The organism is Cryobacterium lactosi (assembly GCF_004403945.1).
GTDB lineage: Bacteria > Actinomycetota > Actinomycetes > Actinomycetales > Microbacteriaceae > Cryobacterium > Cryobacterium lactosi.
In genome coordinates, this window is sequence record NZ_SOHM01000007.1 from 295834 (window position 1) to 318293 (window position 22460).

The 22460-nt window shown below is 68.4% G+C and carries 22 protein-coding genes; 8 read left to right on the plus strand and 14 right to left on the minus strand.

Features of this window, described 5'->3' with window-relative positions; translation table 11 throughout:
• Positions 1-51 precede the first annotated feature (51 nt).
• The 3 genes from E3T61_RS03310 to dut form a co-directional block, all read right to left on the minus strand.
• Positions 52-870, minus strand: coding sequence for a DUF3159 domain-containing protein (locus E3T61_RS03310; RefSeq protein ID WP_134639467.1), 819 nt, complete (start codon positions 868-870; stop codon positions 52-54).
• A 68-nt stretch (positions 871-938) separates the two neighbouring features.
• Positions 939-1532, minus strand: coding sequence for a DUF3710 domain-containing protein (locus tag E3T61_RS03315; protein WP_134639585.1), 594 nt, complete (start codon positions 1530-1532; stop codon positions 939-941).
• Between the two features lie 137 nt (positions 1533-1669).
• Positions 1670-2182 (minus strand): dUTP diphosphatase, encoded by a 513-nt coding sequence (dut, locus tag E3T61_RS03320; RefSeq protein ID WP_134639468.1) that lies wholly within the window; start codon positions 2180-2182, stop codon positions 1670-1672.
• Positions 2183-2220: 38 nt separating this feature from the next.
• Here dut and E3T61_RS03325 point away from each other — a divergent pair, with 38 nt between their 5' ends.
• Positions 2221-2676, plus strand: a complete 456-nt coding sequence (locus E3T61_RS03325) for a DUF3093 domain-containing protein (RefSeq protein ID WP_134639469.1) — start codon at positions 2221-2223, stop codon at positions 2674-2676.
• A gap of 6 nt (positions 2677-2682) precedes the next feature.
• On the opposite strand, the gene E3T61_RS03330 is transcribed toward E3T61_RS03325, so the two are convergent.
• Positions 2683-2976 (minus strand): DUF4193 domain-containing protein, encoded by a 294-nt coding sequence (locus E3T61_RS03330; RefSeq protein WP_066599570.1) that lies wholly within the window; start codon positions 2974-2976, stop codon positions 2683-2685.
• A gap of 196 nt (positions 2977-3172) precedes the next feature.
• Here E3T61_RS03330 and sepH point away from each other — a divergent pair, with 196 nt between their 5' ends.
• The 4 genes from sepH to E3T61_RS03350 all read left to right on the plus strand — a co-directional run bounded on the left by sepH (position 3173) and on the right by E3T61_RS03350 (position 7352).
• Positions 3173-4288, plus strand: coding sequence for a septation protein SepH (gene sepH, locus E3T61_RS03335; protein WP_134639470.1), 1116 nt, complete (start codon positions 3173-3175; stop codon positions 4286-4288).
• A gap of 121 nt (positions 4289-4409) precedes the next feature.
• Entirely contained in the window at positions 4410-5543 is a 1134-nt protein-coding gene (locus E3T61_RS03340) for a winged helix DNA-binding domain-containing protein (RefSeq protein WP_134639471.1), read from the plus strand.
• A 51-nt stretch (positions 5544-5594) separates the two neighbouring features.
• A complete protein-coding gene (locus E3T61_RS03345; protein ID WP_338145497.1) occupies positions 5595-6638 on the plus strand; it encodes an FUSC family protein in 1044 nt (347 codons plus the stop codon).
• Positions 6639-6647: 9 nt separating this feature from the next.
• The gene (locus tag E3T61_RS03350) at positions 6648-7352 is read left to right on the plus strand and encodes a TMEM175 family protein (protein ID WP_134639473.1); all 705 of its coding nucleotides are present in this window, start codon (positions 6648-6650) and stop codon (positions 7350-7352) included.
• A 68-nt stretch (positions 7353-7420) separates the two neighbouring features.
• Here E3T61_RS03350 and E3T61_RS03355 read toward each other — a convergent pair whose 3' ends face one another.
• Positions 7421-7981 (minus strand): YceI family protein, encoded by a 561-nt coding sequence (locus E3T61_RS03355; RefSeq protein WP_134639474.1) that lies wholly within the window; start codon positions 7979-7981, stop codon positions 7421-7423.
• Between the two features lie 173 nt (positions 7982-8154).
• On the opposite strand from E3T61_RS03355, the gene E3T61_RS03360 reads away from it, so the two are divergent.
• Positions 8155-9084 (plus strand): oxygenase MpaB family protein, encoded by a 930-nt coding sequence (locus tag E3T61_RS03360; protein WP_134639475.1) that lies wholly within the window; start codon positions 8155-8157, stop codon positions 9082-9084.
• 14 nt (positions 9085-9098) lie between these two features.
• On the opposite strand, the gene E3T61_RS03365 is transcribed toward E3T61_RS03360, so the two are convergent.
• From E3T61_RS03365 to abc-f, 7 genes are all read right to left on the minus strand, one after another.
• Positions 9099-9671 (minus strand): hypothetical protein, encoded by a 573-nt coding sequence (locus tag E3T61_RS03365; protein ID WP_134639476.1) that lies wholly within the window; start codon positions 9669-9671, stop codon positions 9099-9101.
• A 39-nt stretch (positions 9672-9710) separates the two neighbouring features.
• A complete protein-coding gene (locus E3T61_RS03370) occupies positions 9711-10250 on the minus strand; it encodes a hypothetical protein (RefSeq protein ID WP_134639477.1) in 540 nt (179 codons plus the stop codon).
• An 88-nt stretch (positions 10251-10338) separates the two neighbouring features.
• On the minus strand, positions 10339-12105 hold the full coding sequence (treZ, locus tag E3T61_RS03375; RefSeq protein WP_420898464.1) for a malto-oligosyltrehalose trehalohydrolase: 1767 nt from the start codon (positions 12103-12105) through the stop codon (positions 10339-10341).
• Between the two features lie 20 nt (positions 12106-12125).
• A complete protein-coding gene (gene treY / locus E3T61_RS03380) occupies positions 12126-14459 on the minus strand; it encodes a malto-oligosyltrehalose synthase (protein ID WP_134639478.1) in 2334 nt (777 codons plus the stop codon).
• 5 nt (positions 14460-14464) lie between these two features.
• A complete protein-coding gene (gene glgX, locus E3T61_RS03385; protein ID WP_134639479.1) occupies positions 14465-16693 on the minus strand; it encodes a glycogen debranching protein GlgX in 2229 nt (742 codons plus the stop codon).
• Between the two features lie 107 nt (positions 16694-16800).
• A complete protein-coding gene (locus E3T61_RS03390; RefSeq protein WP_134639480.1) occupies positions 16801-17835 on the minus strand; it encodes an LLM class flavin-dependent oxidoreductase in 1035 nt (344 codons plus the stop codon).
• A 97-nt stretch (positions 17836-17932) separates the two neighbouring features.
• Positions 17933-19618, minus strand: a complete 1686-nt coding sequence (gene abc-f, locus E3T61_RS03395) for a ribosomal protection-like ABC-F family protein (protein ID WP_134639481.1) — start codon at positions 19616-19618, stop codon at positions 17933-17935.
• A gap of 114 nt (positions 19619-19732) precedes the next feature.
• Here abc-f and E3T61_RS03400 point away from each other — a divergent pair, with 114 nt between their 5' ends.
• Positions 19733-20935 carry a trans-sulfuration enzyme family protein gene (locus tag E3T61_RS03400; RefSeq protein ID WP_134639482.1) on the plus strand — a complete coding sequence of 401 codons (1203 nt, stop codon included), beginning with the start codon at positions 19733-19735 and terminating at the stop codon, positions 20933-20935.
• A gap of 115 nt (positions 20936-21050) precedes the next feature.
• Positions 21051-21425 (plus strand): hypothetical protein, encoded by a 375-nt coding sequence (locus E3T61_RS03405; protein ID WP_134639483.1) that lies wholly within the window; start codon positions 21051-21053, stop codon positions 21423-21425.
• A gap of 55 nt (positions 21426-21480) precedes the next feature.
• Here the strand turns inward: E3T61_RS03405 and E3T61_RS03410 are convergent, their stop codons facing one another.
• The gene (locus tag E3T61_RS03410; RefSeq protein ID WP_134639484.1) at positions 21481-21909 is read right to left on the minus strand and encodes a YchJ family protein; all 429 of its coding nucleotides are present in this window, start codon (positions 21907-21909) and stop codon (positions 21481-21483) included.
• 25 nt (positions 21910-21934) lie between these two features.
• Positions 21935-22450 (minus strand): SOUL family heme-binding protein, encoded by a 516-nt coding sequence (locus E3T61_RS03415; RefSeq protein WP_134639485.1) that lies wholly within the window; start codon positions 22448-22450, stop codon positions 21935-21937.
• Positions 22451-22460: the final 10 nt, after the last annotated feature.

Here is a 22460-nt window from a genome sequence, read left to right on the forward strand (position 1 = left end):
GCAGCGGCCGGGGCTCGAGGTGAGAGCCTGCGCCAGAGGGGAGAGCTGGCGCTAGAGCTTCGGCTGGTCCGGCGTCTGGGCGGCGGTGGCCGCGTAGACCGAGCGCACCATCAGCCAGGACACCACGAGGAGCGGCGCATACAGCGGGATCCCCATCAGCAGCTTGGTGGCGCCGAGCCACTCGACGTTGCCGGCGTAGTACAGCGGCAGCTGCACCGCCAGTCGCAGGATGAACAGGCCCGCCCACATGAAGGTGAGGATGACCATCACGCGGCGCTTGGACGGGTCTGCCCGCCAGGCGAGCTGCTCCCCCATCAGGAATCCGACGGCCACGCCGATCAGCGGCCAGCCGATCAGCGCGGAAACCAACAGAACCGTGCCGTAGACACCATTGGTCCAGAAGCCCGGCAGATAGAAGTCCTCTGCGCGCCCGGTGAGAAGGGCAAGCACCGCGCTGATGCCGATGCCCACGAGTCCGCCGAGGGCCTGGGTGACAGTCTGCTTCTTGGCCAGTCTCAGCACGAAGAAGATCGCTCCGATGAGCACCGGGGCGATCAGCGAGGGGATCAATTCGAACGTGACCGTATAGGTGACCAGGAAGACCAATCCCGGCAGCACTGCCTCCACCAGGCCGCGGATGCCGCCCATGGCCGCCAGCAGCGCGTGGCCGCTGATCGGCTCCCCGTCGACGGCCGGGCTGAAGCCGGCGCGCCTGGCGGCCGCGGCCATGCTGTCGCCCAGGGCGCCGGAGACCGATGGTTCCGCCGGCTGGGGCGGCTGTCCGGGCTGTACAGGCTGGGCTGGCGTCGCGTCAGCGCTGTCGGGCGCTTTGCGGGATTCGGGCTCTGGCCCGGAAAGGGAGTCCGTCATCAGGTGACTTTCGGTGAGGTGTGCGGGTCGCCGGCGGGCTGGGCGCCGTGGGTTGTGAGGCCCGAGGGCTATGCGCCGGTGGGTTCGGGCTTGCCGGCCGGGGTGGCCGGCATCCGCAGCGGAATCAGGTCGCGCGGCGGCATCGGGGCGGACCCGCGCACCACGACGATGCTGCGGAACAGGTCTTCGATCTGCGCAGCGGCCTCGGGGTTGATGGCGCCCTCACCGGCGATGACACCGCGCAGGAACCAGCGCGGGCCGTCCACGCCGATGAACCGGGCCAGCCTGGAGGTCCCGGCAGGACCCTGGCCGGCGGCGACGGGGATCTCGGCGACGAGTTCCGGGCCGAACGGGCCCTCGCGCGGCGTGGTCGAGCCGCCCTGCTTGGCGATCTGGTCGGCGATCTGGCTGCGGATCTCGTGCCAGAGGCCGCTCGAACGCGGTGCGGCGAAGGCCTGCACCTGCAAGGTCGATCCGGCGTAGTCCAGGCCGATGGCCACGACCCGCTTGCTGCCCTCTTCGATCTCGAGCCGCAGGTGCAGCCCTTCACGGGGAAGGATCTTGACGCCGCCGAGGTCGACGTAGGGCCTGACCGGGTTGGCTTCAGACTCGTCGAGGGGGCCGTCGACGTCGCGGTCCTCCGGGGCGGACTTGGCGTGCAGGTCGGCAGCGGCCTGCTCGGCTTCGGCGCGTTCTGCTTCGGCACGCTCGGCGTCGGTGCGCTCTGCGTCTGGGCGGCCGGCCTCGGCCAGGTCGGTGCCGTCGGTTTTCGAGCGCGTGTCGGGATTCACGTTGTCACTCACAGGTTTTCTCCACTCTGGTGGGCATCCGCCGGGGCGGACGTAGGGATCTGGGGAATCGCGTCTGCCGCAGACTTGGGCGCGACGCCGGTCGAGCCGAATCCGCCCTCCCCACGCATGCTGCCGGGTAGGCGTTCTACCGGCACGAAGACTGCTCGCGCCACCGGTGCAACGATGAGCTGGGCGATGCGATCGCCGACGTTGATGGTGAAAGGCGTCTCACGGTCTGTGTTGAGCAGGCAGACCTTGACCTCGCCCCGGTAGCCGGCGTCGACGGTGCCCGGCGAGTTCACGACGGTGATGCCGTGTTTGACCGCCAGGCCGCTGCGCGGAACGACGAACGCCGCATAGCCATCCGGCAGTGCGATCGACACGCCGGTACCGACCAGGGCGCGTTCGCCGGGGGCCAGGACCAGGGCCTCGGAGGCATGCAGGTCCGCGCCGGCGTCACCCGGATGGGCGTATGTCGGGAGAACGGACGCGGTAATCAGAACTTCGACGCTTTCAGCCACGTGTCGAGGGTAGTGCAGTTATCTGGTCGAATAGACCCATGCCCGATTATCGCGAAAAACTCTGGCCATCCCCTTGGCTGTTCATCATCATTGCGCTTGTGATCCCGGCGAGCCTGCTGGTCTTCCTGCCGATCTCGGTTCTGGCCGGGGTCCTGACCGGGGCCGGCCTGTACCTCGGCAGCGCCCTGCTCCTGGTGCTCGCGTCTCCGACCGTCGTGGTGTCCGACGGGGTGCTCACCGCCGGCCGGGCCCGCATCGAAACGAGCCTGCTCGGTGAAGCCATTCCATTCGAAGGCGCTGACGCCACGCTCGAGCGCGGCCAGAAGCTGGATGCCCGCGCCTGGCTGCTGATCCGGGGCTGGATCGCACCCGTGGTGCGCATCCCGCTCACGGACCCGACGGATCCGTCGCCGTACTGGCTGGTGTCCAGTCGCCGGCCACAGAAAATGGCCGCCGCGATCAATGGATCGCGACGGCCAGCATCAAGTAACTAAGCGCGCTTAGGCGTCGCACTCCAGGCAGACCGGGCCGAGCTTGGTCTCGTGCGACATCTGCGAACGGTGCTTCACGAGGAAGCACTCCACGCAGGTGAACTCGTCGGCCTGCGGGGGCAGGACGACCACGTCGAGGTCGAGGTCGGACAGATCGGCGCCCGGAAGGTCGAAACCACCGGGGTTGTCGGAGTCGTCAACATCAACGACACCGCTCATCTTGTCGGGTACACGCTCCTTGAGGGCCTCAATCGACTCTGAGTCGTCTTCGGTCTTTCGCGGTGCGTCGTAATCGGTTGCCATGCCCATCCATTTCATTAACGCCGATAAACGAAATCGGCGGCCATAGTTTGCAACAATCCGTGCGGAATAGCAAACCAATCACCAACCTTTCAGGTTGGCAATGGGAGCAACTTCCGGCACGCCCGCAGTATTCCCCGAGATTGACCACTTTGCATGGCAGGGTTGGGCCATCAGTAATCGCGAGAGGGCTTTCGCCATGCAGGATTTGAAAGTTATCGGAGTCGAGAACGGCGCGCTGCTTGCAGCGTCAGAGGAGGGTGATCGTTTTCGGATCCCCATCGATGCGGTTCTCCAGTCCCGGCTTCGCCAAACCCAAACGGATTCGTCCGTCAGACCCAAGTTGTCACCCCGCGAGGTGCAGGCGCACATTCGTGCCGGCATGTCGGCCGAGGACGTCGCTGCGGTGACCGGGGCGTCACTGGACTTCGTGAAACGCTTCGAGGGGCCCGTGGTCGCCGAACGCGAGTACATAGTCTCGAGTGCGCTCAGCGTGCCCGTGCACACCGCGATCGACCCCGATCCGATCGACGAGCAGGCCAACTTCGGCAGCGTCATCCGCGAACGCCTGGCGTCGCTTGGCGCCTCGAACGAACGCTGGGCCAGCTGGAAGGAGCCCGGCGCGGGCTGGATCGTCAAGCTCGCCTTCACGGCGGACGACATCGACCACGATGCCCGGTGGAGCTTCGAGCCGAAGAAGAACGCCCTGTCCCCCATCGGCAGTGAGGCCATCGCGCTCTCCCAGCAGGGTGAGCTCAAGGGTGCCCTGATCCCCCGGCTTCGTGCCGTCGGTGCCGAAACCAGCCTGGCCGACGTGAGCCGCTTCGACAGCGGTGCGTTCACGTTCAAGGAATCCCTGGCCGACGACATCCTCAACGACACGGCTCCCCTGCACGATCCGGTGCCGTATGCGCGCTCGGTCGGAACGACCGAAGCGGTGTCGAAGGCGGCCATCAAGCGCGCCGCCGAACCTCAGCAGAGCCTGAGCGAGACCGCGGACCTGCTTGAATCGCTGCGCCGCCGCCGTGGCGAACGAGAAGCGGCGGCCGTGGAGGTCGAAACAGCCGGCTCCGCCGCGCCGGACACCCGCGGTGCAGAGCGCGCACCGGCGGAACCCGGCATCCGCCTTGTCGAAGAGACCAGTCCGACCGCCGAGACGGCGTCTGGGGCACCTGAGGAGACCCGCAACGTGTGGGCCAGCCAGGCGGCTACCGGGCAGCCCCGCGCCGGTCAGACCGGTCGCCGCGGCCGAGCATCGATGCCCAGCTGGGACGAGATCGTCTTCGGTGCCCGCACGGACGACGATCTGGCCTGATCCGCAGCGTCCCACCGATCCCCACCATTCCGCCGCTCTGGGCTGACTCGCCCGGGCGCACGGGGTCGACCCGTTCGGACGGTGCTGCCCTAGGCTACGGTGCTGCCCTAGGCTGCGGTTCATGATGCATGCCTCCCGCACCGACATCACCCGCCGTCGCCTGGTCAGCCAGGCGCTGACCGGGGCCATCAGCGATCCCGCCCTGGTCGTCGACCGGATGCTGGCGTTGCAGGCCCAGGATCTGCGCTGGGCGAAGTGGGCCGTTGCGGTGCGGGCACCGGGAAGCACCTCAGCCGGCATTGACGCCCTGATCGATTCGGGAGCCGTGGTGCGCTCCTGGCCGATGCGGGGGACGCTGCATCTGGTGCCGAGCCAGGACCTGGCCTGGTTGCTCGAGCTCAGCACGCCCAGGCTCTGGGCCGGCGCGGCCACCAGGCGCCGCGAACTGGGCCTGGACGAGGCCATCATCGAACACGCCCGCACCGTGGCCGTGGACGCGCTGAGCGGCGGGCGGGAGCTGAGCCGAGCCGATTTCCAGGCGTTGCTGCAGCGGCACGGCATCAACGTCGACGGCCAACGGTGCTATCACCTGATCTGGCATCTGGCCCAGTCGGGAACCCTGTGCTGGGGCCGGCAACTCGACTCCCAGCAGATGCTGGTGCTCCTGGCGGACTGGGTGCCCGTGTCCAGGCGGCTGCAGCGGGACGAAGCACTGGGCGAATACCTGCTGCGGTACCTGACCGGGCACGGACCGGCGCCCCTGACCGATTTCGCCTGGTGGTCCCAGGTCACCATGGCCGACGCCAAGATCGCGCTCGGCGTGGCGAGGGAGCACCTGGACGTGCTCGATGTGGACGGTGTAGCCCACCTGCTGCCCAGCAGCGCGGATGTCGGCCCGCTCGGCCGCGCCGCCGCCGGCCGCGGCCCGACCGCCGTTCTTGCCCTGCCCGGCTTCGACGAATACCTGCTCGGCTACCGGGACCGCAGCTTCGCGATCGAACCCGAGAATTTCACCAGGGTGGTCCCGGGCAAGAACGGCATCTTCCTCCCGATCCTGGTCCGAGGTGGCCGCATCGCCGGCACCTGGCGCCGCGATTGGCAGGCCAAGGCGATCACCGTGCGACCCGACCCGTTCGCGGCGCCGTCGCCGGCCTTCGCCAGCAGCGCCGACCGTGCGCTGCACGAATACGCACGCTTCCTCGGCCGCCCCGTGCACGTTCTCCCGGCCCCGCCGGCCGTGCCCGCGGCGACCTAGCCTGCCCGGCCGGGGCCTGTGATCCGGCCGGTCCCTCGCGCCTTGTACCCTATGACAGTGCGTATAACGACCAGCCTGCGAGTGTCCAGACGGATCCCGCTGCTGCAGACCCTCAAGACCTCTGTCGCCGTGGTCCTGGCTTGGGTCATCTCGTTGTGGCTCCTGCCTGGCGAGCTGCCCATCTTTGCGGCGATGGCCGCCATCTTCGTCGTGCAACCCAGCATCAACCAGTCCCTGGGGCGGGCCCTCGAGCGCAGCCTCGGCGTGGTCGGCGGGGTCCTGGTCGCCCTGGGCATCGGGCTGTGGTTCGGCCAGGACAGCTGGATCGTTCTCGGGGCTATCGTGCTCTGCATCCTGCTGGCCTGGGCTTTGAAGCTGTCCCCTGGTTCGGCCAATCAGATCCCGATCAGCGCGATGCTCGTTCTCGTCCTGGGCGCAGCGACACCGACCTACGCCAGGGACCGGATCATCGAGACCATCCTGGGCGCCGCGATCGCTGTCATCGTCAACGCGTTGATCGTTCCGCCGGTGCTGCTCACGCCTGCGCACGACGCAGTGACCCGGCTCACCCTCGAGGTGGCCGCGACCTTCGACAGGGTGGCCACCGCGCTGCTGAGCCCGCAAAAATACGCCGACCTGGAGACCCTGATGATCCAGGCCCGACTGCTGCGGCCCATGCTTGCCAAGGCCGAACGGGCCATCAGCCAGGCCGAAGAAAGCCTCACCCTCAATCCCCGCCAGTCCAGGCATCGGGAGGTCCTCGACGCCGACACCGAGCTCTACGCCCGCCTTGTCCCCCTGGTCACCAGGGCGCTGGGTATGACGAGGGCGCTCCGGGATCACTACGACGATTCCCTGCACCTGGAGCCCACCGTGCAGGCCTTCGCCATCGAGCTGGAACGGGCAGCGCACGACCTGCGTTTGCTCACCGTGCCGGCGGAGGGCAAGCCGGCCGATACGACGACTCCGGCTCCCGAACCACTCGCCCTGACGGCGCCGCTCATGATCACGACTCCCCACCCCCAGCACTGGATCCTGATCGGCGCCCTGATGGAGGACCTGCGCCGCGTGCGCGAGGAGATCACCGGCGAGTAGGCTGCCCGCATGTCGAGCAGCCCCGAGCCGTCCAGCAGCGCTCCGGAGCCCCAAGACGGCGCCGCCGGCGCAGGGTCCCCGCGGCGCACCGTGTTGTCCACCCGGAGGTTGGAGTCGTACACGGATGGCGTCTTCGCCATCGCCGCCACCCTCCTGGTGCTGAACGTATCCGTGAACAACCTAGGTGCGGTCACCTCGAACTCCGACTTCGTGCGTCAGCTCACCGACCAGGCCCCGAGCATCCTGAACGTGGTGATCAGCTTTCTGCTGCTCAGCCTGCTCTGGCTCATCCACGTGCGTCAGTTCGAGTACATTCCCCGGGTGGACACCACCATCGTCTGGCTGAATAATTTCCGCTTACTCGGGGTGGTCCTGGTTCCGTTCACGACGAGCCTCAACGACGAATTCAACCGCTTCCTCCTGGGCCGCACACTGCTGCCGGTGAACTTCTTCGTGATCCTGCTTCTCAGCACCTGGCAGTGGTTCCACGCCAGCTCGCCTCGGCGGCACCTCGTTCAGGGTGCATCCGCCGCCGCCGTGCACAATGCGCGGGTCGGGAGCGTGAGTGCGCTCGCGCAGTCCTTCGGGGTGGTGCTGCTGGCGACGATGGTCGGGTCGGCTGCGTTCTTGCTGTTCGCGCTCGACCCGCTCATCAGCGTGCTGTTGCGGCGCACCGGGGTGCTCAGGCCGGCGCCGGACGCCGTGGCCGGATGATCCGCACCGCGCAACACAAACGGGGACCCCCTGGTGGGGATCCCCGTTTCACAGCTGCTGCTGAGTGCTTAGGCCTGGAGCGCGCCCTGCAGTTCGAGGGTGATGGTGACCTTCTCGCCGAGCAGCACGCCGCCGGTCTCGAGGGCCGCGTTGTAGGTCAGGCCGAAGTCTTCGCGGTTGATCTGGGTGGACGCGGTGGCGCCGAACTTGTAGTTGCCGTAAGGGTCGCCGCCGAAACCACCGAACTCGAAGTCGAAGGTGACGGGCTTGGTGACGCCCTTGATGGTGAGGTTGCCGTCGACGAGGTAGTCGCCCTTTTCGATGCGCACGCCGGTCGACACGAAGTCGATGGTCGGGTAGGTCTCGGCGTCAAAGAAGTCGCCGGTGCGCAGGTGGCCGTCGCGGTTGGCCTCGTTGGTGTTGATGGACGCGACCACGGCGGAGGCCGTGACGCTGGTCTCGAGGGGGTTCTCGGTGGTGACGAAGGTAGCGTCGAACTTCTCGAAGGTGCCCTTGACCTTGCTGATCATGATGTGACGGATGCTGAAGCCGACCACGCTGTGGGTGGGGTCGATGGTCCAGGTTCCAGCTTTGTAGCCGGGGATGGTGGTGGTGTCGATGTCGCTCATGGTGCTCCTCAAGTCCGTGGGGCCGGTGGATTCGCCGCCCTCAGGTATATGCAATTGCATAAGACCCTAGGTTATTCCATCACCCGCAAGAAAAAATGTGAACGGTTCGGGAACTCTCGGCGACGAACCCGAAAGGAGGCAACTAGGCTCAGCCTGTCGAGAGGAGCCCCACGATGACAACAGAGTCCACGCCTGGCACACCCCTGGGCATCCGCGATCTCGCCCCGGAGAGCGTCCTGATACTCGGCGGTGGCCGCGCGATCCTGCTCCAGCTCGCGAACCCCGCCGTCGGGCACGGCGTCGCCAGGCACAGCGACTTCGCCGCCAGGCCGTTGGACCGGCTGACCGGCACGCTCTCCTACGTCTACGCCGTCACCTGCGGCACGCCCATCGACCGCGCTGCAGCCGTGCGCCGGGTGTCGCTCGCCCACCGTCCGGTGCATAGCGAACGGACCGCCGGCGCCCGAACTGCGGGCGCACGAACCGCCGGCGCACAGCCTGCCGCCGAACCGGCCGGCGCACAGCCTGCCGCCGAACCGGCCGGGCGCCCACCGTCGTACAACGCCTTCGATCCAGAGCTGCAGCTCTGGGTGGCCGCAACCCTCTACGAGTCGGCGACACGGATGCACGACCTGGTGTTTGGGCCTCTCACCGATGCCGACGCGGAGTCGGTGTATCGCGACTACGGTGTGCTGGGCACCGCACTGCAGGTGCCGGCCGGGCTTTGGCCTGCGGACCGAGCGGCTTTCGCCGCGTACTGGGACCGGGCGGTGGCGGATCTCTCGACGGATGAGACGACGCGATCGGTCGCCAGGCAACTGCTGCACCCGACGACCGGCCCGGTCTGGCTGCGCCTGGCCATGCCCCTTGCCCGGCTCGTCACGACCGGGCTCCTGGAGCCGGGCGAGCGGGCGCTCTTCAACCTGCCCTGGTCAGCCGGCCGTGAACGCGCGTTTGGCGCTGTGATCAGCGTCCTCCGGGGGGTCTATCCGCGTCTGCCGACGCGACTCCGGCACGCACCGATGCGACGGTCACTGAGCGCCGGCCGGGCACTCGCCGCCCGGCAACACGAGGCGGCCGACGCCGGCGGCTTCAGGCGGTAGTGCGCCGGGTCGCCTTAGAAGAAGTCGTCCGGGGTTCCGGCCGCACGGGTGACCGCGACGGTGGACACCCCCGCACCGTCGAGTTTGGCCATCGCGACCCGGAGCCCGGACTCCATCTGAGAGGCCCAGACCTCGGTCTCCCGCGCGCCGGCTTCGACGGCCTCGAGCTTGCCCAGGGCCTTCTCCTTGTCGGCACGCTCGGTCTTGACCTGCTGGATGCTCAGGGTGACGGCGTAGTACGCCGCCACCATGGACGCGATCGGCGTGGCGATGACGGCCAGGGCGATGATGCTCTCGTTCGAGACGTTGACGAAGATCATGATGATGAACGCGAGCGCGAGCACGGCGATGCCCGCCAGCACCACCAGTGCGGCACGCTGGGGCGGGCCGGTCTTCAGGTCGGAGAGCAGGGTGCGGTTGCGGGGTTTGACCGGGGCGGGTGTCGCGGATTCACCGGTCGGCACCTGCGCGGTGTCTGCCGGCCGGTCGCTGCGGGGTTCCGGACCCGGCATCTGCAGGCGCTCGGTGGTGTTCGAGGTGTCCAGGGGGAAGGTGCGGTCGAACGGGTCATAGCTCTGATCGGTCATGGTCACTCCGTTTGTGGGATCGGTAGCTCGACTGATGTCTCAAGGCTCGTCTGTCGACGGTCTGGTGGGCGACGGTTGGGTGAGCGACGGTTCTGTCGTCGAGGTTAGCGCGTCCCCGGGCAGGAATACGCGTTTGTAACTGCGACCGTCCGCCAGCTCGACGGTGCGGCTGACCAGCTTACCCCGGCTCACCTGCAGGTACACGGCCTGCACGCTCACGCCGAGTATGCCGGCAGCTTCGGCCACCGAGTGTCCGGGCAGGTCGGTCGGGACGCTGCTCGGCCGGCTGCTGCGTTTTCGACCGGCATCCAGGCGGGCCGCGATTTCGGCGTCTGTTCCCTGCCAGCGCCACTTCGCCGCCGTGGGCTTGAGGCCGGCCGCCTGGGCGATCTCCGGCCAGCCGGTGCCGCCCGCCAGGGCGTCGCGCACGCTCGCGAGAGCGGCCGGGTCGGTGTCAAGCAGCTGCAGGACGGCGCGGATGGCACGCATCCTTTCGAGGGCCGGCGCTTGGCTGTCGGCATCCAGCGCCGTCAGCCGGGCCAGCGCAGCAGCCGTCTCCGGCGACAGGTAGTGGCCCATGGATCCTCCGTGGTGCTCGGATGGTCGGTGCTCGGATGGTTGGTGCAGGAACGGTCGGTAAAGGAACGGTTGGTGCAGCCTGGCAGTGTTAGCCGAGGACCGCGACAGAGTGCGGCGGCAGCAGCACCCGTCCATCATCCAGCGTGGGCACCGCATCGGCGTTGTTGGCGAAGGCGAGCAGGACGCTCTCCCCCGTGACCGGAATCCAGCGGCCGCTCGTTGAGAGGTTGATCACGATCTCGGTGGTCCCGCGAGTCAGCAGCAGCCAGCCGTCCGCTTCGTCGAAGGCCACCGCGAGGCGATTGAAGCGGGGATCTGTCAGGTCCTCGAGCCTGCGACGCAGGCCGGCCAAATCCTGGTACAGGGCCAGCAGCCGGCCGGCGTCCGGTCGGTGCAGCTCGGTCCAGTCCAGTTTGGACCTCTCGAAGGTCGCCGGGTCCTGGGGGTCCGGCACGACAGCCGGGTCCCAGCCCATCCGGGCGAACTCCCCGATGCGGCCCTCGGCGGTGGCCAGGCCGAGTTCAGGCTCCGGGTGGGAGGTGAAGAACTGCCACGGCGTGCGAGCCCCCCATTCTTCGCCCATGAACAGCATCGGCGTGAACGGGCCGAGCAGGGTCAAGGCCGCGGCGATGCCCAGCTGGCCGGTGTCGAGCTGCGCGCTGAGCCTGTCACCGATGGCCCGGTTGCCGATCTGGTCGTGATTCTGCGAGGCGACGACGAGGCGCCAGGCCGGCATGCGGTCGACATCGATGGGGCGCCCATGGTGCCGGCCGCGGAAACTGGACAGGGTGCCGTCGTGGAAGAACCCGCGGGTGAGCACCTTCGCCAGGGCGCCGAGCGGCGCGAAGTCGGCGTAGTAGCCCACGGTCTCGCCGGTGAGGGCGACGTGCACGGCGTGGTGGAAGTCGTCGCTCCACTGGGCATCCAGGCCATAGCCGTTCGCCTCGCGGGGGGTGATGAGGCGCGGATCGTTGAGGTCGGACTCGGCGATGAGGGTGAGGGGGCGGCCGACGGCCGCGCTGAGCGCCGCGACCTCGCCGGCGAGCTGCTCGAGCAGGTGCACGGCCGAGTGGTCCTTGAGGGCGTGCACGGCATCCAGACGCAGACCGTCCACGTGGTAGTCACGCAACCACATCAGCGCGCTGTCGATGATGTACCCGCGCACCTCGTCGGAGTCCTGCCCGTCCAGGTTCACCGAGGCACCCCAGGTGTTACCCTCGGCGTCGCTGAGGTACGGGCCGAAGTTCGGCAGGTAGTTGCCGCTGGGGCCCAGATGGTTGTGCACAACGTCCTGGATCACGCCGATGCCATTCGTGTGGCAGGCGTCGACGAAGCGCTGGTAGGCGGCCGGACCGCCGTAGCCCTCGTGCACGGCGTACCAGAGCACGCCGTCGTAGCCCCAGTTGTGTGTGCCGTTGAAGCCGTTCACCGGCAGCACCTCGACGAAGTCGACACCGAGCGCCACGAGGTGGTCGAGCCGGCCGGCCGCGGCGTCCAGGGTGCCCTCCGGGGTGAACGTTCCGATGTGCAGTTCGTAGATCGTGGCGCCGGCGAGCTGGCGGCCGGTCCAGGCGCGGTCCTGCCATGCGTGCGCCTCAGCGTCGAAGGTGCGGGACAGCTCGTGCACGCCGTTCGGCTGGCGGCGGGACCTCGGGTCGGGGAACGGGCCGGAGCCGTCCACCGTGAAGCCGTAGTCGACCCCGGCAGGGTCGCCGGGGAGACTGCCGTGCCACCAGCCCGAATCGCCGCGCGTCATGGGGGCCGTGCCGGTTGGGGTGACCAGCTGGACGACGGCTGCGGTCGGTGCCCAGACCTCGACGGGAATGGCCTCGACGGGTACGGCCGGAGCGGTCACGGCGCTGGTGCTGTCTTCGGTCACTGAGCGGTCTCCTCGGGAGCGGTGGTTGCGGGGACGAGCAGCGCGACCGGGTACCGCGCCAGCAGCTCGGTCAGGCGCACCTCGCCGCCGGAGTGGCGAGTGCCGGTGAGTATGTCCTGCCAGGGGTGCCCGGCGAGCATGATCGTGGTGTCGCCCCAGCCGGTGCGGGCCAGTGCGTCTGGCAACCGGGTGGCAACGGCCACGGCACCGCCGCGGTCGTAGGCCACCACGTGTGCGGCGGCCGGCCCGAAGGCCTCGACGGGCGCGTGGCGGGTGAACAGCTCTGGCCTATCACGTCGGAGCCGGAGCGCCCGGGTGGTGACGAGGAGCTTCGCGGCGCCGGTCTCGTCGATCGGCGGGAGCCAGCCGTCGGTCACTCGGTCCAGGTAGTCCCGCCGCACGGCGTAGTCCACCGGGCGCCGGTTGTCGGGATCGACGAGGGACATCTCCCAGAGTTCGCTGCCCTGGTACACGTCAGGCACGCCGGGCGCGGTGATCTGGATGAGCTTGAGGGCAAGGGAGTTGCTCCAGCCGGCTCGTTGCACCCGGTCGACGAAGGCCGCAACGGTGCTCTGGAGCAGCCCGGGCTCGGCCAGGCGCCGAACCAGATCCCGCATCGCGTTCTCGAAGCTTTCGTTCGGCGCGGTCCAGGTGGTGGAGAGGTTCGCCTCCCTGGACGCCTTCTCGGCGTAGCCGATCAGACGGTCGGTCGACGCCGGCCAGGACCCGACGATCGCCTGCCAGAGCAGGTTCTCGAACGGAGCGTCGCCGAGCGGGGCCAGGGCGCGGAGCTCGGCCAGCACGGCGGCCCACTCGTCAGGGATCTCGGCCAGGACCGAGATTCGGGCACGCACGTCTTCACCGCGCTTGGTGTCGTGGGTGGACAGGGTGGTCTGCGACGCCGGGGAGACGGCCAGGCGGGTCTGCTGGCGGCGATGGAACTCGTCGACCGGAACCGCGAACTCGCTCGGGTCCGCGCCGACCTCGTTGAGGGAGGTGAGCCGGCTGTAGCGGTAATACGCGGTGTCTTCGACGCCCTTGGCCATGACCATCCCCGAGGTCTGCTGGAAGCGGACGGCGGCCGGATGGGTGGGGTCGGTGAGGTACGGCAGCAGGGCGGTGATGGTGCCGTCCAGGTCGGGACGGCGCTGCCGGGCCAGCCGCACCGCGGTGTCGAGTTCATGCCGGCCGACCGGGAGGTAGGAGCGGTAGACCGGGAACCAGGCGATGAGTTCCGACAGGGCGTCAACAGCGTCGGGCACATCGGGGAGCAGACGGTCGAGCCGGCGCACCTCGCTCTGCAGGATGCCGTCGGCGATGGCACGCTTACCGCTGTACACCAGCTCGGTCCAGGACACCGGAGTCGCGGTGGCCGCACCGGCGCGCTCGGCCTGCAGGGCGGCCTCCAGCGCGTCGAGGGAACCCTGGCCGGCGGGGTCGACGAGGACCCTGTCGAAGTCGGCGAGGGCGTCATAACCGGTGGTGCCGTCGGTCGACCAGCTGCTGGGCAGCTGCTCGCGGCCCTCCAGGATCTTCTCGACCAGCAGGTAGCCGTCCGGCATGGCAGCGTGCAGCCTGTCCAGATAGCCGCCGGGGTCGGCGAGCCCGTCGGGGTGGTCGACCCGCAGGCCCTGCACCTGGCCGGAACGCACCCAGCGCAGGATCTCGCGGTGGGATTCGTCGAAGACCCAGGGCACCTCGACCCGAACTCCCGCGAGGGTGTTCACGGCGAAGAAGCGCCGGTAGTTCAGGTCGGTGTCAGCGCGGCGCCAGTTGACCAACTCGTAGTGCTGCCGGTCGTGCACGACGGCGGCGCTCGCGCCGTCGTCCGCGGTGCCTGGCGCGATCGGGAACCGGTTGTCGTAGTAATGCAGTTCGTCGCCCACCACGCTGAGCCGGTCGGCTTCGGTGTCACCGTCGCCGAGCACCGGCAGCAGAAGCCGCCCATTGCCAGCCGGCCAATCCACGTCGAACGCCTCCGCGTAGCGGGAGCCTTGCCCCGCCCGCAGCAGGTCCCACCACCAGGCGTTGCTGTGCGGCGTGTTCACGCCCACGTGGTTGGGCACGATATCAACCAGGATGCCGCGGCCGGCCAGGACAGCACGCTCCGACAGCCTGGCCAGCGCCTCTGGTCCGCCGCGGGCGGGGTCGACCGTGCCGTGGTCGATCACGTCGTAGCCGTGATCTGACCCCTCCTCCGCCCTGAGCAGAGGCGAGAGGTAGAGCCAGTCGGCGCCGAGCCGGGTGATGTAGTCGATCACCTCGGCCGCCGCATCCAGATCGAAGGCCGACGTGATCTGCAGGCGATAGGTGGAGACGGGGAGGCTCATGTCGGTTACGCGTGTCCTTCGGTCGCGGCGTACGGGTCGGGGAGCACCGGCAGCGTGAGCGTCGCCGTCGGCGGAGACGGGTGGCTGGCCAGCGATGCGGCCACGGAGTGATCCGGCAGCGCTTCGGGTTCGTGGTACTCACGGAGCACGACGAGTGAGCGTCCCTTCACGCTGTGGATGGCACCGGCCGGGCGGGGCAGCGAGTCGGCGCCCTCTCCCCCGGTGTCGATCACGATCTCCCAGGCCGGCGAGTACTCGTCGCTGGGCAGCGTGAACTCGACGTCCTCACCATCGGCGTTGAAGAGCAAGATGAAGTTGACGTCGGTGACCTCCCGGCCACGGGAGTCGCGCTCGCGGATGCCCTGGCCGTTGAGGAACATGCCTACGGTGCGGGCGCGGCTTTCGTCCCAGTCCTCCGCCCGCATCTCCTCACCGTCGGTGTTCAACCAGACGATGTCGGCCAACGGGTCGCCCTCACCGCGGTTGCCGGGGTGGCCGTCGAAGAACCGGCTGCGGCGGAATGTGGGGTGTTCCTTGCGGAGGCGCACGACGGCCGCCGTGAATTCAATCAGGGGCTGATCGGCTTCGTCCCAGTGGATCCAGCTGAGCTCGGAGTCCTGCGCGTACGTGTTGTTGTTGCCCTGCTGGGTGCGACCGAGTTCATCGCCGTGCAGGATCATCGGCACGCCCTGGGAGAGCAGCATGGTGGCGATGAAGTTGCGTTGCTGGCGGCCGCGGAGGGTGCGGATGGCGTCGTCGTCTGTGGGGCCTTCGACGCCGGCGTTCCAGGAACGGTTGTGGCTTTCACCGTCGTTGTTGTCTTCACCGTTGGCGTCGTTGTGCTTCTCGTTGTAGGACACCAGGTCGTTGAGGGTGAAGCCGTCGTGCGCGGTGACGAAGTTGATCGAGGCCACCGGGCGACGGCCGGAGTGCTCGTAAAGGTCTGCAGAGCCGGAGATACGCGAAGCGAACTCGCCGAGGGTGGACGGTTCGCCGCGCCAGAAGTCGCGCACGGTGTCGCGGTACTTGCCGTTCCACTCCGTCCACTGCGGCGGGAAGTTGCCGACCTGGTAACCGCCGGGGCCGACGTCCCAGGGCTCGGCGATCAGCTTGACCTGGGAGACGATCGGGTCCTGCTGCACGAGCTCGAAGAAGGTCGACAGCTTGTCGACGTCGTACAGGTCGCGGGCCAGCGCGCTGGCGAGGTCGAACCGGAAGCCGTCAACGTGCATTTCGATGGCCCAGTAGCGCAGCGAGTCCATGATCAGTTGCAGCGCGTGCGGGTGCCGCACGTTGAGCGTGTTGCCGGTGCCTGTGTAATCCATGTAGTAGCGGCCGTCGTCGTCCATCAGCCGGTAGTAGGCGGCGTTGTCGATGCCCTTGAACGAGATGGTCGGGCCCAGGTGGTTGCCCTCGGCGGTGTGGTTGTAAACCACGTCGAGGATGACCTCGATGCCGGCGGCATGCAGGTTCTTGACCATGCCCTTGAATTCCTGCACCTGCTGGCCGAGATCACCGCTGGAGGAGTAGGCGTTGTGCGGGGCGAAGAAGCCGATGGTGTTGTAGCCCCAGTAGTTGCTCAGGCCCTGGTCCTGCAGGGTGGAGTCATTGACGAACTGGTGCACCGGCATCAGCTCGATCGCGGTGACGCCGAGCTTCTGCAGGTGCTCGATGACCGACGGATGCGCCACGGCCGCGTAGGTGCCGCGCTGGGACTCCGGCACCTCGCTCTGCAGCTGGGTGAGCCCCTTGACGTGGGCCTCGTAGATCACCGATTCGCTGTAGGGAGTGCGTGGCGATCGGTCGCCGGTCCAGTCGAAGAACGGGTTGACGACCACGCCGAGCATCATGTGCGGGGCGGAGTCCTCGTCGTTACGGGAATCCGGGTCGCCGAAGTTGTAGGAGAACAAGGCCTGGTCCCAGTCCATGACACCGCAGGTGGCCTTGGCGTACGGGTCGAGCAACAGCTTGTTCGGGTTGGCGCGCTTGCCCTCGCTGGGGTTGTACTCGCCGTGTACCCGGTAGCCGTAGCGCTGGCCCGGCTGCACCTCCGGCAGGTAGCAGTGCCAGACGAAAGCGCTGGACTCGCGCACCTCGACGGGGGTCTCTGCGCCGTTCTCGTCGAACAGGCAGAGCTCTACCCGCTCGGCGGCCTCACTGAAGAGAGCGAAGTTGGTGCCGCTGCCGTCATAGGTTGCGCCGAGCGGGTAGGCAGATCCGGGCCAGGTTTCCACGGTGTACTCCTCGAGGAAGGTGAGAGCGAAAGGGTTAACGGTGAGTGCTGTGCCTGCGCCGAACCCACGTGTTCACGCTACCCCGTTCGGGGCCCCCCAAATTCCCGTCAGGCCATCAGTTCGTGCACCAGGGGGGCCACCTCGGTGCCGTACAGCTCGATACTGTTCATCAGCTTCTCGTGCGAGAGGGTGCCCAGGCTGTATTTGAGGTCGAAGCGGGACAGCGAGAGCCCTGTGGCCATCTTGGCGATCTTGGTGGCGACGGTCTGCGGGGAGCCGACGAAGAGGGCGCCCTCGGGGCCGGCATCCTGTTCGAACCGAGCCTTGGTGGCCGGACCCCACCCGCGTTCCCGGCCGATGCGGTCCTGCATGGCGCGGTAATGCGGCCACATCTCCTCGCGGGCCTGCTCATCGGTGGCGGCGATGTAGCCGGGCGAGTGCTCACCGATCGGCAGGCGGTCGCGGCCGAACTGGTCGAGTGCGCGGTGATAGAGGTCGGTGAACTGGGCGAAGGCCAACGGTTCACCACCGATGATGGCGAGCATCAGGGGCAGGCCGTAGTGGGCGGCGCGCACCACGGACTGCGGGCTGCCGCCCACCCCGATCCAGGTGCGGATAGTGCCGGATTCGGTGGGCGGGAACACCGGCTGGTCGGTCAGCGCGCCGCGGGTCTTCCCCGACCAGGTCACCGGTTCTTCCTTGAGGAGTTCGGTGAAGAGTTCGAGCTTCTCCTCGAACAGCTGCTCGTAGTCGCTGAGCTCGAGGCCGAACAGCGGGAAGGACTCCGTGAATGAACCGCGGCCGAGGATGACCTCTGCACGGCCCTTGGAGACGGCGTCGAGGGTGGCGAAGCGCTGGAACACCCGTACCGGGTCGTCGGAGCTCAGCACGGTGACGGCGGAGCCGAGCTTGATGGTGGAGGTCTGTCCTGCGATGGCCGCCAGGACCACCTCGGGAGCGGAGACGGCGAAGTCTTCCCGGTGGTGTTCGCCGATGCCGAAGAAGCTCAGGCCGACCTGGTCGGCGAGAACCGCTTCCGCGACGACGTTGCGCAGCACCTGGGCGTGGCTGAGCAGGCTCCCATCCGCGGCGTAGGTGACGTCGCCGAACGTGTCGAGACCCAGTTCCAGTGTCGGTGCCATGTGTGGTGCCCTTTCCCGTCAGTTTGCATGCATACGCATATTACTGTTCAACCGCGGGCACCCCTGTCCTATTCCGTCCGCGACCATGACAGTACCGTCAGTGCCGGCCGGCAATGCCCGTCGTCGTCTCGGTGACCCGGCCGGCGTCGACCGTCCAGTGCCGGTCGAGTCGAACGGTGGACAGCATCCGCCGGTCGTGCGTGACCAGCAGCAAGGTGCCGGTGTAGGACTCGAGCGCTTGTTCGAGCTGTTCGATTGCGGCGAGGTCGAGGTGGTTGGTGGGTTCGTCGAGCACCAGCAGGTTGACCCCGGTGGCCTGCAGCAGGGCGAGGCCCGCGCGGGTTCGTTCGCCCGGCGACAATGCGTCGGCGGGCCGGTTGACGTGCTCCGCCGTGAGGGAGAACTTGGCCAGGAGGGTGCGGATCTCGCCCGCGGCCAGGTCGGGCAGGCGTTGTTCGAAGATGGCGACCAGGGTCTGCTCGCCGGTCACGCTGGCCCTGGCCTGGTCGATCTCGCCGATCGCGACGCTGGCGCCCAGGCTCGCCGATCCCTCATCGGGAGAGCGACGGCCGAGCAGAGCGCGCAGCAGGGTGGTCTTGCCGGCCCCGTTCGGGCCGGTGATGCCGATCCGCTCCCCCGCGTTGACCTGCAGGGACACCGGGCCGAAGACGAAGTCGCCCTGTCGGATGAGAGCGTCGTTCAGGGTTGAGACCACGGTGCTCGAGCGCGGCGCGGCGCCGATGGTGAACTCGAGCTTCCATTCCTTGCGCGGTTCGTCGACCTCGTCGAGACGGCTGATGCGGCTTTCCATCTGCCGCACCTTCTGTGCCTGCTTCTCGCTGGACTCCGTGGCGGCCTTGCGACGGAGCTTGTCGTTGTCCGGGGACTTCTTCATGGCGTTCCGCACCCCCTGGCTGGACCACTCCCTCTGGGTACGGGCGCGGCCGACCAAGTCGGCCTTCTTGTCGGCGAACTCGTCGTAGGCGGCGCGCTTCTGCCGCCTGGCCGTGGCGCGCTCCTCGAGGTAGGACTCGTAGCCGCCGCCGAAGACCCGGTTGGCGCCCTGGGCGAGGTCGAGTTCGAGGATCCGGGTGACCGAGCGGGCCAGGAACTCCCGGTCGTGGCTGACCAGCACGGCTCCGCCGCGGAGGCCCGACACAAAGGCTTCCAGGCGTTCGAGGCCGTCGAGGTCGAGGTCATTGGTGGGTTCGTCGAGCAGCACGATGTCGAACCTCGACAGCAGCAGCGCGGCGAGGCCGACCCTGGCGACCTGGCCGCCGGAGAGCGAGGTCATCAGCGCATCCGCGGCCACATCGGCGTCGAGGGTGAGACCGAGGTCGTTCAACACGCCGGGGAGCCTGTCGTCGAGGTCGGCCGCGCCGCTGGCCAGCCAGCGGTCCAGGGCGACGGAGTAGGCATCGGCAGGGTCCGCTCCGCCGGCCACGGCGGGCTCGGCCAGTGCGGCGGCGGCCGCATCCATCTCCCTGGTGGCCTGTGCGCAACCGGTACGTCGACCGATGTAGGCCGAGACGCTCTCGCCGGGCATCCGCTCGTGCTCCTGGGGCAACCAGCCCACGAAAGCATCCGCCGGAGCGAGGGCGACGGTGCCACCCTGCGGCTCGTCGAGGCCGGCGAGAAGGCGGAGCAGGGTGGACTTGCCCGCACCGTTCACACCGACGATCCCCACGACGTCGCCCGGCGCCACCGTGAGGTCGAGGGAATCGAACAGGGTGCGGTGGGCGTAGCCGCCGGCGAGGTCCTTGGCGACGAGTGTTGCGGTCATGGTCCTAGTTTCCCATTCGTTTCCTGCACCGGATGCTCTCTGCTGCGTTCACCCGCTGCCGTCGCGAAGCGTCACACCGGCATCGGCGCCCGGGCCGCTCGATACGCTGGGCCCATGACGGTTCGTCCAGACAAACAGGTGCCGGAATCCCTCGCCGAGTTCAGCCAGGCCGTGCACGCCGGCAATCACATCGATCCGGGGACCAATGCAGTGCGCACCCCGATCGTGATGGCGAACTCCTACGCCCTGCCGGAGGATCCGTCGTCGATCAGCTGGTCGGGCACCGATGTGCCGCTCTACACGCGCAACAGCGGAGTCAATCAGCTGGGTTTGCAGCAGAAGCTGGCCCTGCTCGAGCGCGGCGAGGACGCCGTGTCACTGGCCAGCGGCGTGGCGGCGCTGCACGCGGTGTTCTTCACCTTCCTGGCCACCGGCGACCACGTCGTGGTGTCCGATGTCGCCTACGAGGCCACCTTCAAGCTCTTCCGTGAGCTCCTGCCCGACAAGTACGGCATCCTGGCAACCTTCGTCGACACGAGCGACCCGGCAGCGGTGGCGGCGGCGATCCGCCCGGAGACCCGGTTGGTGCATGTCGAGGCCATCGCCAATCCCACCACCCGGGTAGCCGACATCGCCGCGATCGCCGCCATCACCCGCGCGGCCGGGGTGCTCCTGTCGGTGGATTCCACGTTCACCCCGCCCCCGGTGCTCCGTCCGCTCGAGCTCGGGGCGGACCTCGTGGTGCACTCGCTCACCAAGTACATCAACGGCCACGGCGATGCGATGGGCGGCGCCGTCATCGGCTCCCGCGAGCTGATCCAGCGCATCACATCGGAGGCCATGGTCGACGTGGGCGGAGTGATCAGTCCATTCAACGCCTGGCTGATCATGCGCGGCTCGGTCACCCTGCCACTGCGGATGCGGCAGCACACCGAGTCGGCCCAGCGGGTCGCCGAGTTCCTCGCCGGCGATCCGCGGGTGGCCTATGTCGCCTACCCGGGCCTCCCCGGCCACCCGCAACACGATCTGGCCCGCCGGCAGTTCCCGAACGGCTTCGGCGGCATGCTCGCCTTCGCCGTGGCCGGTGACGCGGCCGTGCAGAACCGGTTCGTCGCCGCGCTGCGGGTCATCACCTCGGCAGTGTCGCTCGGCCACGACGAGAGCCTGATCGTGCACGTCTCGGGCGATGGCCCCCGCGCCGCGTACTACCCCGCCGAGTTCCAGCGCCTCGGCCACCTGCGCCTCTCGGTTGGCCTGGAGGACGCCGGGGACCTGATCGGGGACCTCTCCGCAGCGTTGGACGAGACTTTCCGCTGAACGCGCAGGGATGGGCGCTATGTATCCGCCACAATGGACACACCAGCGTCGACACCTCGACACCTCCTCCTAGCGTGCGGGCAGCACCACCTTGCCTGCGGAACGGAACGGAACCATGAGCGAATCAGACCTGCTGGGCCACTGGGCCAGCGCACGATGGCACATCATCGTTTCCCAGGTCGCGCCGACCCTGCTCCTCACGGCGCTGATCGGATTCGCCGCCCTCGGCTTGGCCGACACCCCGCTGAGCGTCCGCATCGCTGCCGCCGGTGTGCTGCTGGCGTCGGGCATCCTTGGAGCGCTGGCGCAGATCGCCGCAGCCAACGAGGCCACCGCGGTCATCGGCGACCTGCAACGTCTCGACGCACCGTCGGCACTGAGCCGGCGGGTCATAGCCTCAGCCCCGTGGATCAATGTGGTGCGGCTGGTCACCCCGGCGATCTTCGTGATCGTCTACATCGCCCTGCTGACCGCTCTGTTCCTGCCGTAAGCCCCTGCGAGGCCCGGATCCCCGACGGCCGCGACGGCCGCGCAGCGGACTCGGCTCAGCCTGCCGCATCCAGGTACAGCCAGGCGCCGGACACCTTCAGGAACCGGCTGATCTCGTGCTGCCGGGTGCGTCGCCCGTTGTGTCGGGAGTATGCGGTGAACTCGACAACACCCTCGGTGTCGAACATCCTGCCCCGCACCGTCCGGTCGATGTCCAACCGCGTCCACCGCACCGCCGGGTCGAGCTCGAGGGCGGCCGGCCGGGTGAGCGGATGCCACGTCCGCAGCAGATAGGCACCATCACCGACGGCGAAGGCCGCATAACGCGACCGCATGAGCTCCTCGGCCGTGGCAGCCGCGGCGTCGCCGCAGTGCAGGCGCCCACAGCAGGCGTCATAGGTGTTGCCGCTGAGGCAGGGACAGCGGACGGAGCCTTCGGCTGCGGGGGCGCCCGCTACTTCTCCGGCGGAATCTGGATTGGACATCCAGCCATTATCGACGTTCGCGGGCTCAGGCGGAGATCACCCGAACCAGGGCCTCGTTGGTAGCGAGGTATCCGGTCCGTGAGGTGGGCCCGAAGCGCGCGAAGTACACCGGTCCGTCCGGCAGCAGGTCGGCCGCCGGCAACCAGCCAAGCAGCGCTCGGCCACGGTCGGTGAATCTCCCCGTGCTCCAGCCTCCCCCGAAACGCAGGACCGCGGCCTCGTGGGCCGGGACGAAACGCACCCGCAGATGCTCATCGAGGGGGCCAGGGGCCAGGTCCGGATCCTGGTGCCCCTGCAGCACGAGGCTGACCAGGTGCCGGGACTCCCCCGCCAGTTCCTGCAGCACCGGGGTGGTCACGGGCAGCGAGGTACCCGACCGGTTGCGGCCGCCGAGGTAGTCAAGCAGCTGACGGACCCCCCGGCCGGCCGCTCGGACGAAGTCGCCTTCGACCGGTACCTGAACGACGACACGGTCCGGATATCGACGGACATCGAAGCTGGGAAACGCCCGAACCACCGTGTAGGGCTGCTGCGCGGTCATACCGGGCAGT

Bases quoted from the DNA above. Each gene is read 5' to 3' on its own strand.
- E3T61_RS03310 (WP_134639467.1), bottom strand. From the start codon at position 870: ATGACGGACTCCCTTTCCGGGCCAGAGCCCGAATCCCGCAAAGCGCCC.
- E3T61_RS03325 (WP_134639469.1), top strand. From the start codon at position 2,221: ATGCCCGATTATCGCGAAAAACTCTGGCCATCCCCTTGGCTGTTCATC.
- E3T61_RS03330 (WP_066599570.1), bottom strand. From the start codon at position 2,976: ATGGCAACCGATTACGACGCACCGCGAAAGACCGAAGACGACTCAGAG.
- sepH (WP_134639470.1), top strand. From the start codon at position 3,173: ATGCAGGATTTGAAAGTTATCGGAGTCGAGAACGGCGCGCTGCTTGCA.
- E3T61_RS03340 (WP_134639471.1), top strand. From the start codon at position 4,410: ATGATGCATGCCTCCCGCACCGACATCACCCGCCGTCGCCTGGTCAGC.
- E3T61_RS03345 (WP_338145497.1), top strand. From the start codon at position 5,595: ATGACAGTGCGTATAACGACCAGCCTGCGAGTGTCCAGACGGATCCCG.
- E3T61_RS03350 (WP_134639473.1), top strand. From the start codon at position 6,648: ATGTCGAGCAGCCCCGAGCCGTCCAGCAGCGCTCCGGAGCCCCAAGAC.
- E3T61_RS03355 (WP_134639474.1), bottom strand. From the start codon at position 7,981: ATGAGCGACATCGACACCACCACCATCCCCGGCTACAAAGCTGGAACC.
- E3T61_RS03360 (WP_134639475.1), top strand. From the start codon at position 8,155: ATGACAACAGAGTCCACGCCTGGCACACCCCTGGGCATCCGCGATCTC.
- E3T61_RS03365 (WP_134639476.1), bottom strand. From the start codon at position 9,671: ATGACCGATCAGAGCTATGACCCGTTCGACCGCACCTTCCCCCTGGAC.
- E3T61_RS03370 (WP_134639477.1), bottom strand. From the start codon at position 10,250: ATGGGCCACTACCTGTCGCCGGAGACGGCTGCTGCGCTGGCCCGGCTG.
- treY (WP_134639478.1), bottom strand. From the start codon at position 14,459: ATGAGCCTCCCCGTCTCCACCTATCGCCTGCAGATCACGTCGGCCTTC.
- E3T61_RS03390 (WP_134639480.1), bottom strand. From the start codon at position 17,835: ATGGCACCGACACTGGAACTGGGTCTCGACACGTTCGGCGACGTCACC.
- abc-f (WP_134639481.1), bottom strand. From the start codon at position 19,618: ATGACCGCAACACTCGTCGCCAAGGACCTCGCCGGCGGCTACGCCCAC.
- E3T61_RS03400 (WP_134639482.1), top strand. From the start codon at position 19,733: ATGACGGTTCGTCCAGACAAACAGGTGCCGGAATCCCTCGCCGAGTTC.
- E3T61_RS03405 (WP_134639483.1), top strand. From the start codon at position 21,051: ATGAGCGAATCAGACCTGCTGGGCCACTGGGCCAGCGCACGATGGCAC.
- E3T61_RS03410 (WP_134639484.1), bottom strand. From the start codon at position 21,909: ATGTCCAATCCAGATTCCGCCGGAGAAGTAGCGGGCGCCCCCGCAGCC.
- E3T61_RS03415 (WP_134639485.1), bottom strand. From the start codon at position 22,450: ATGACCGCGCAGCAGCCCTACACGGTGGTTCGGGCGTTTCCCAGCTTC.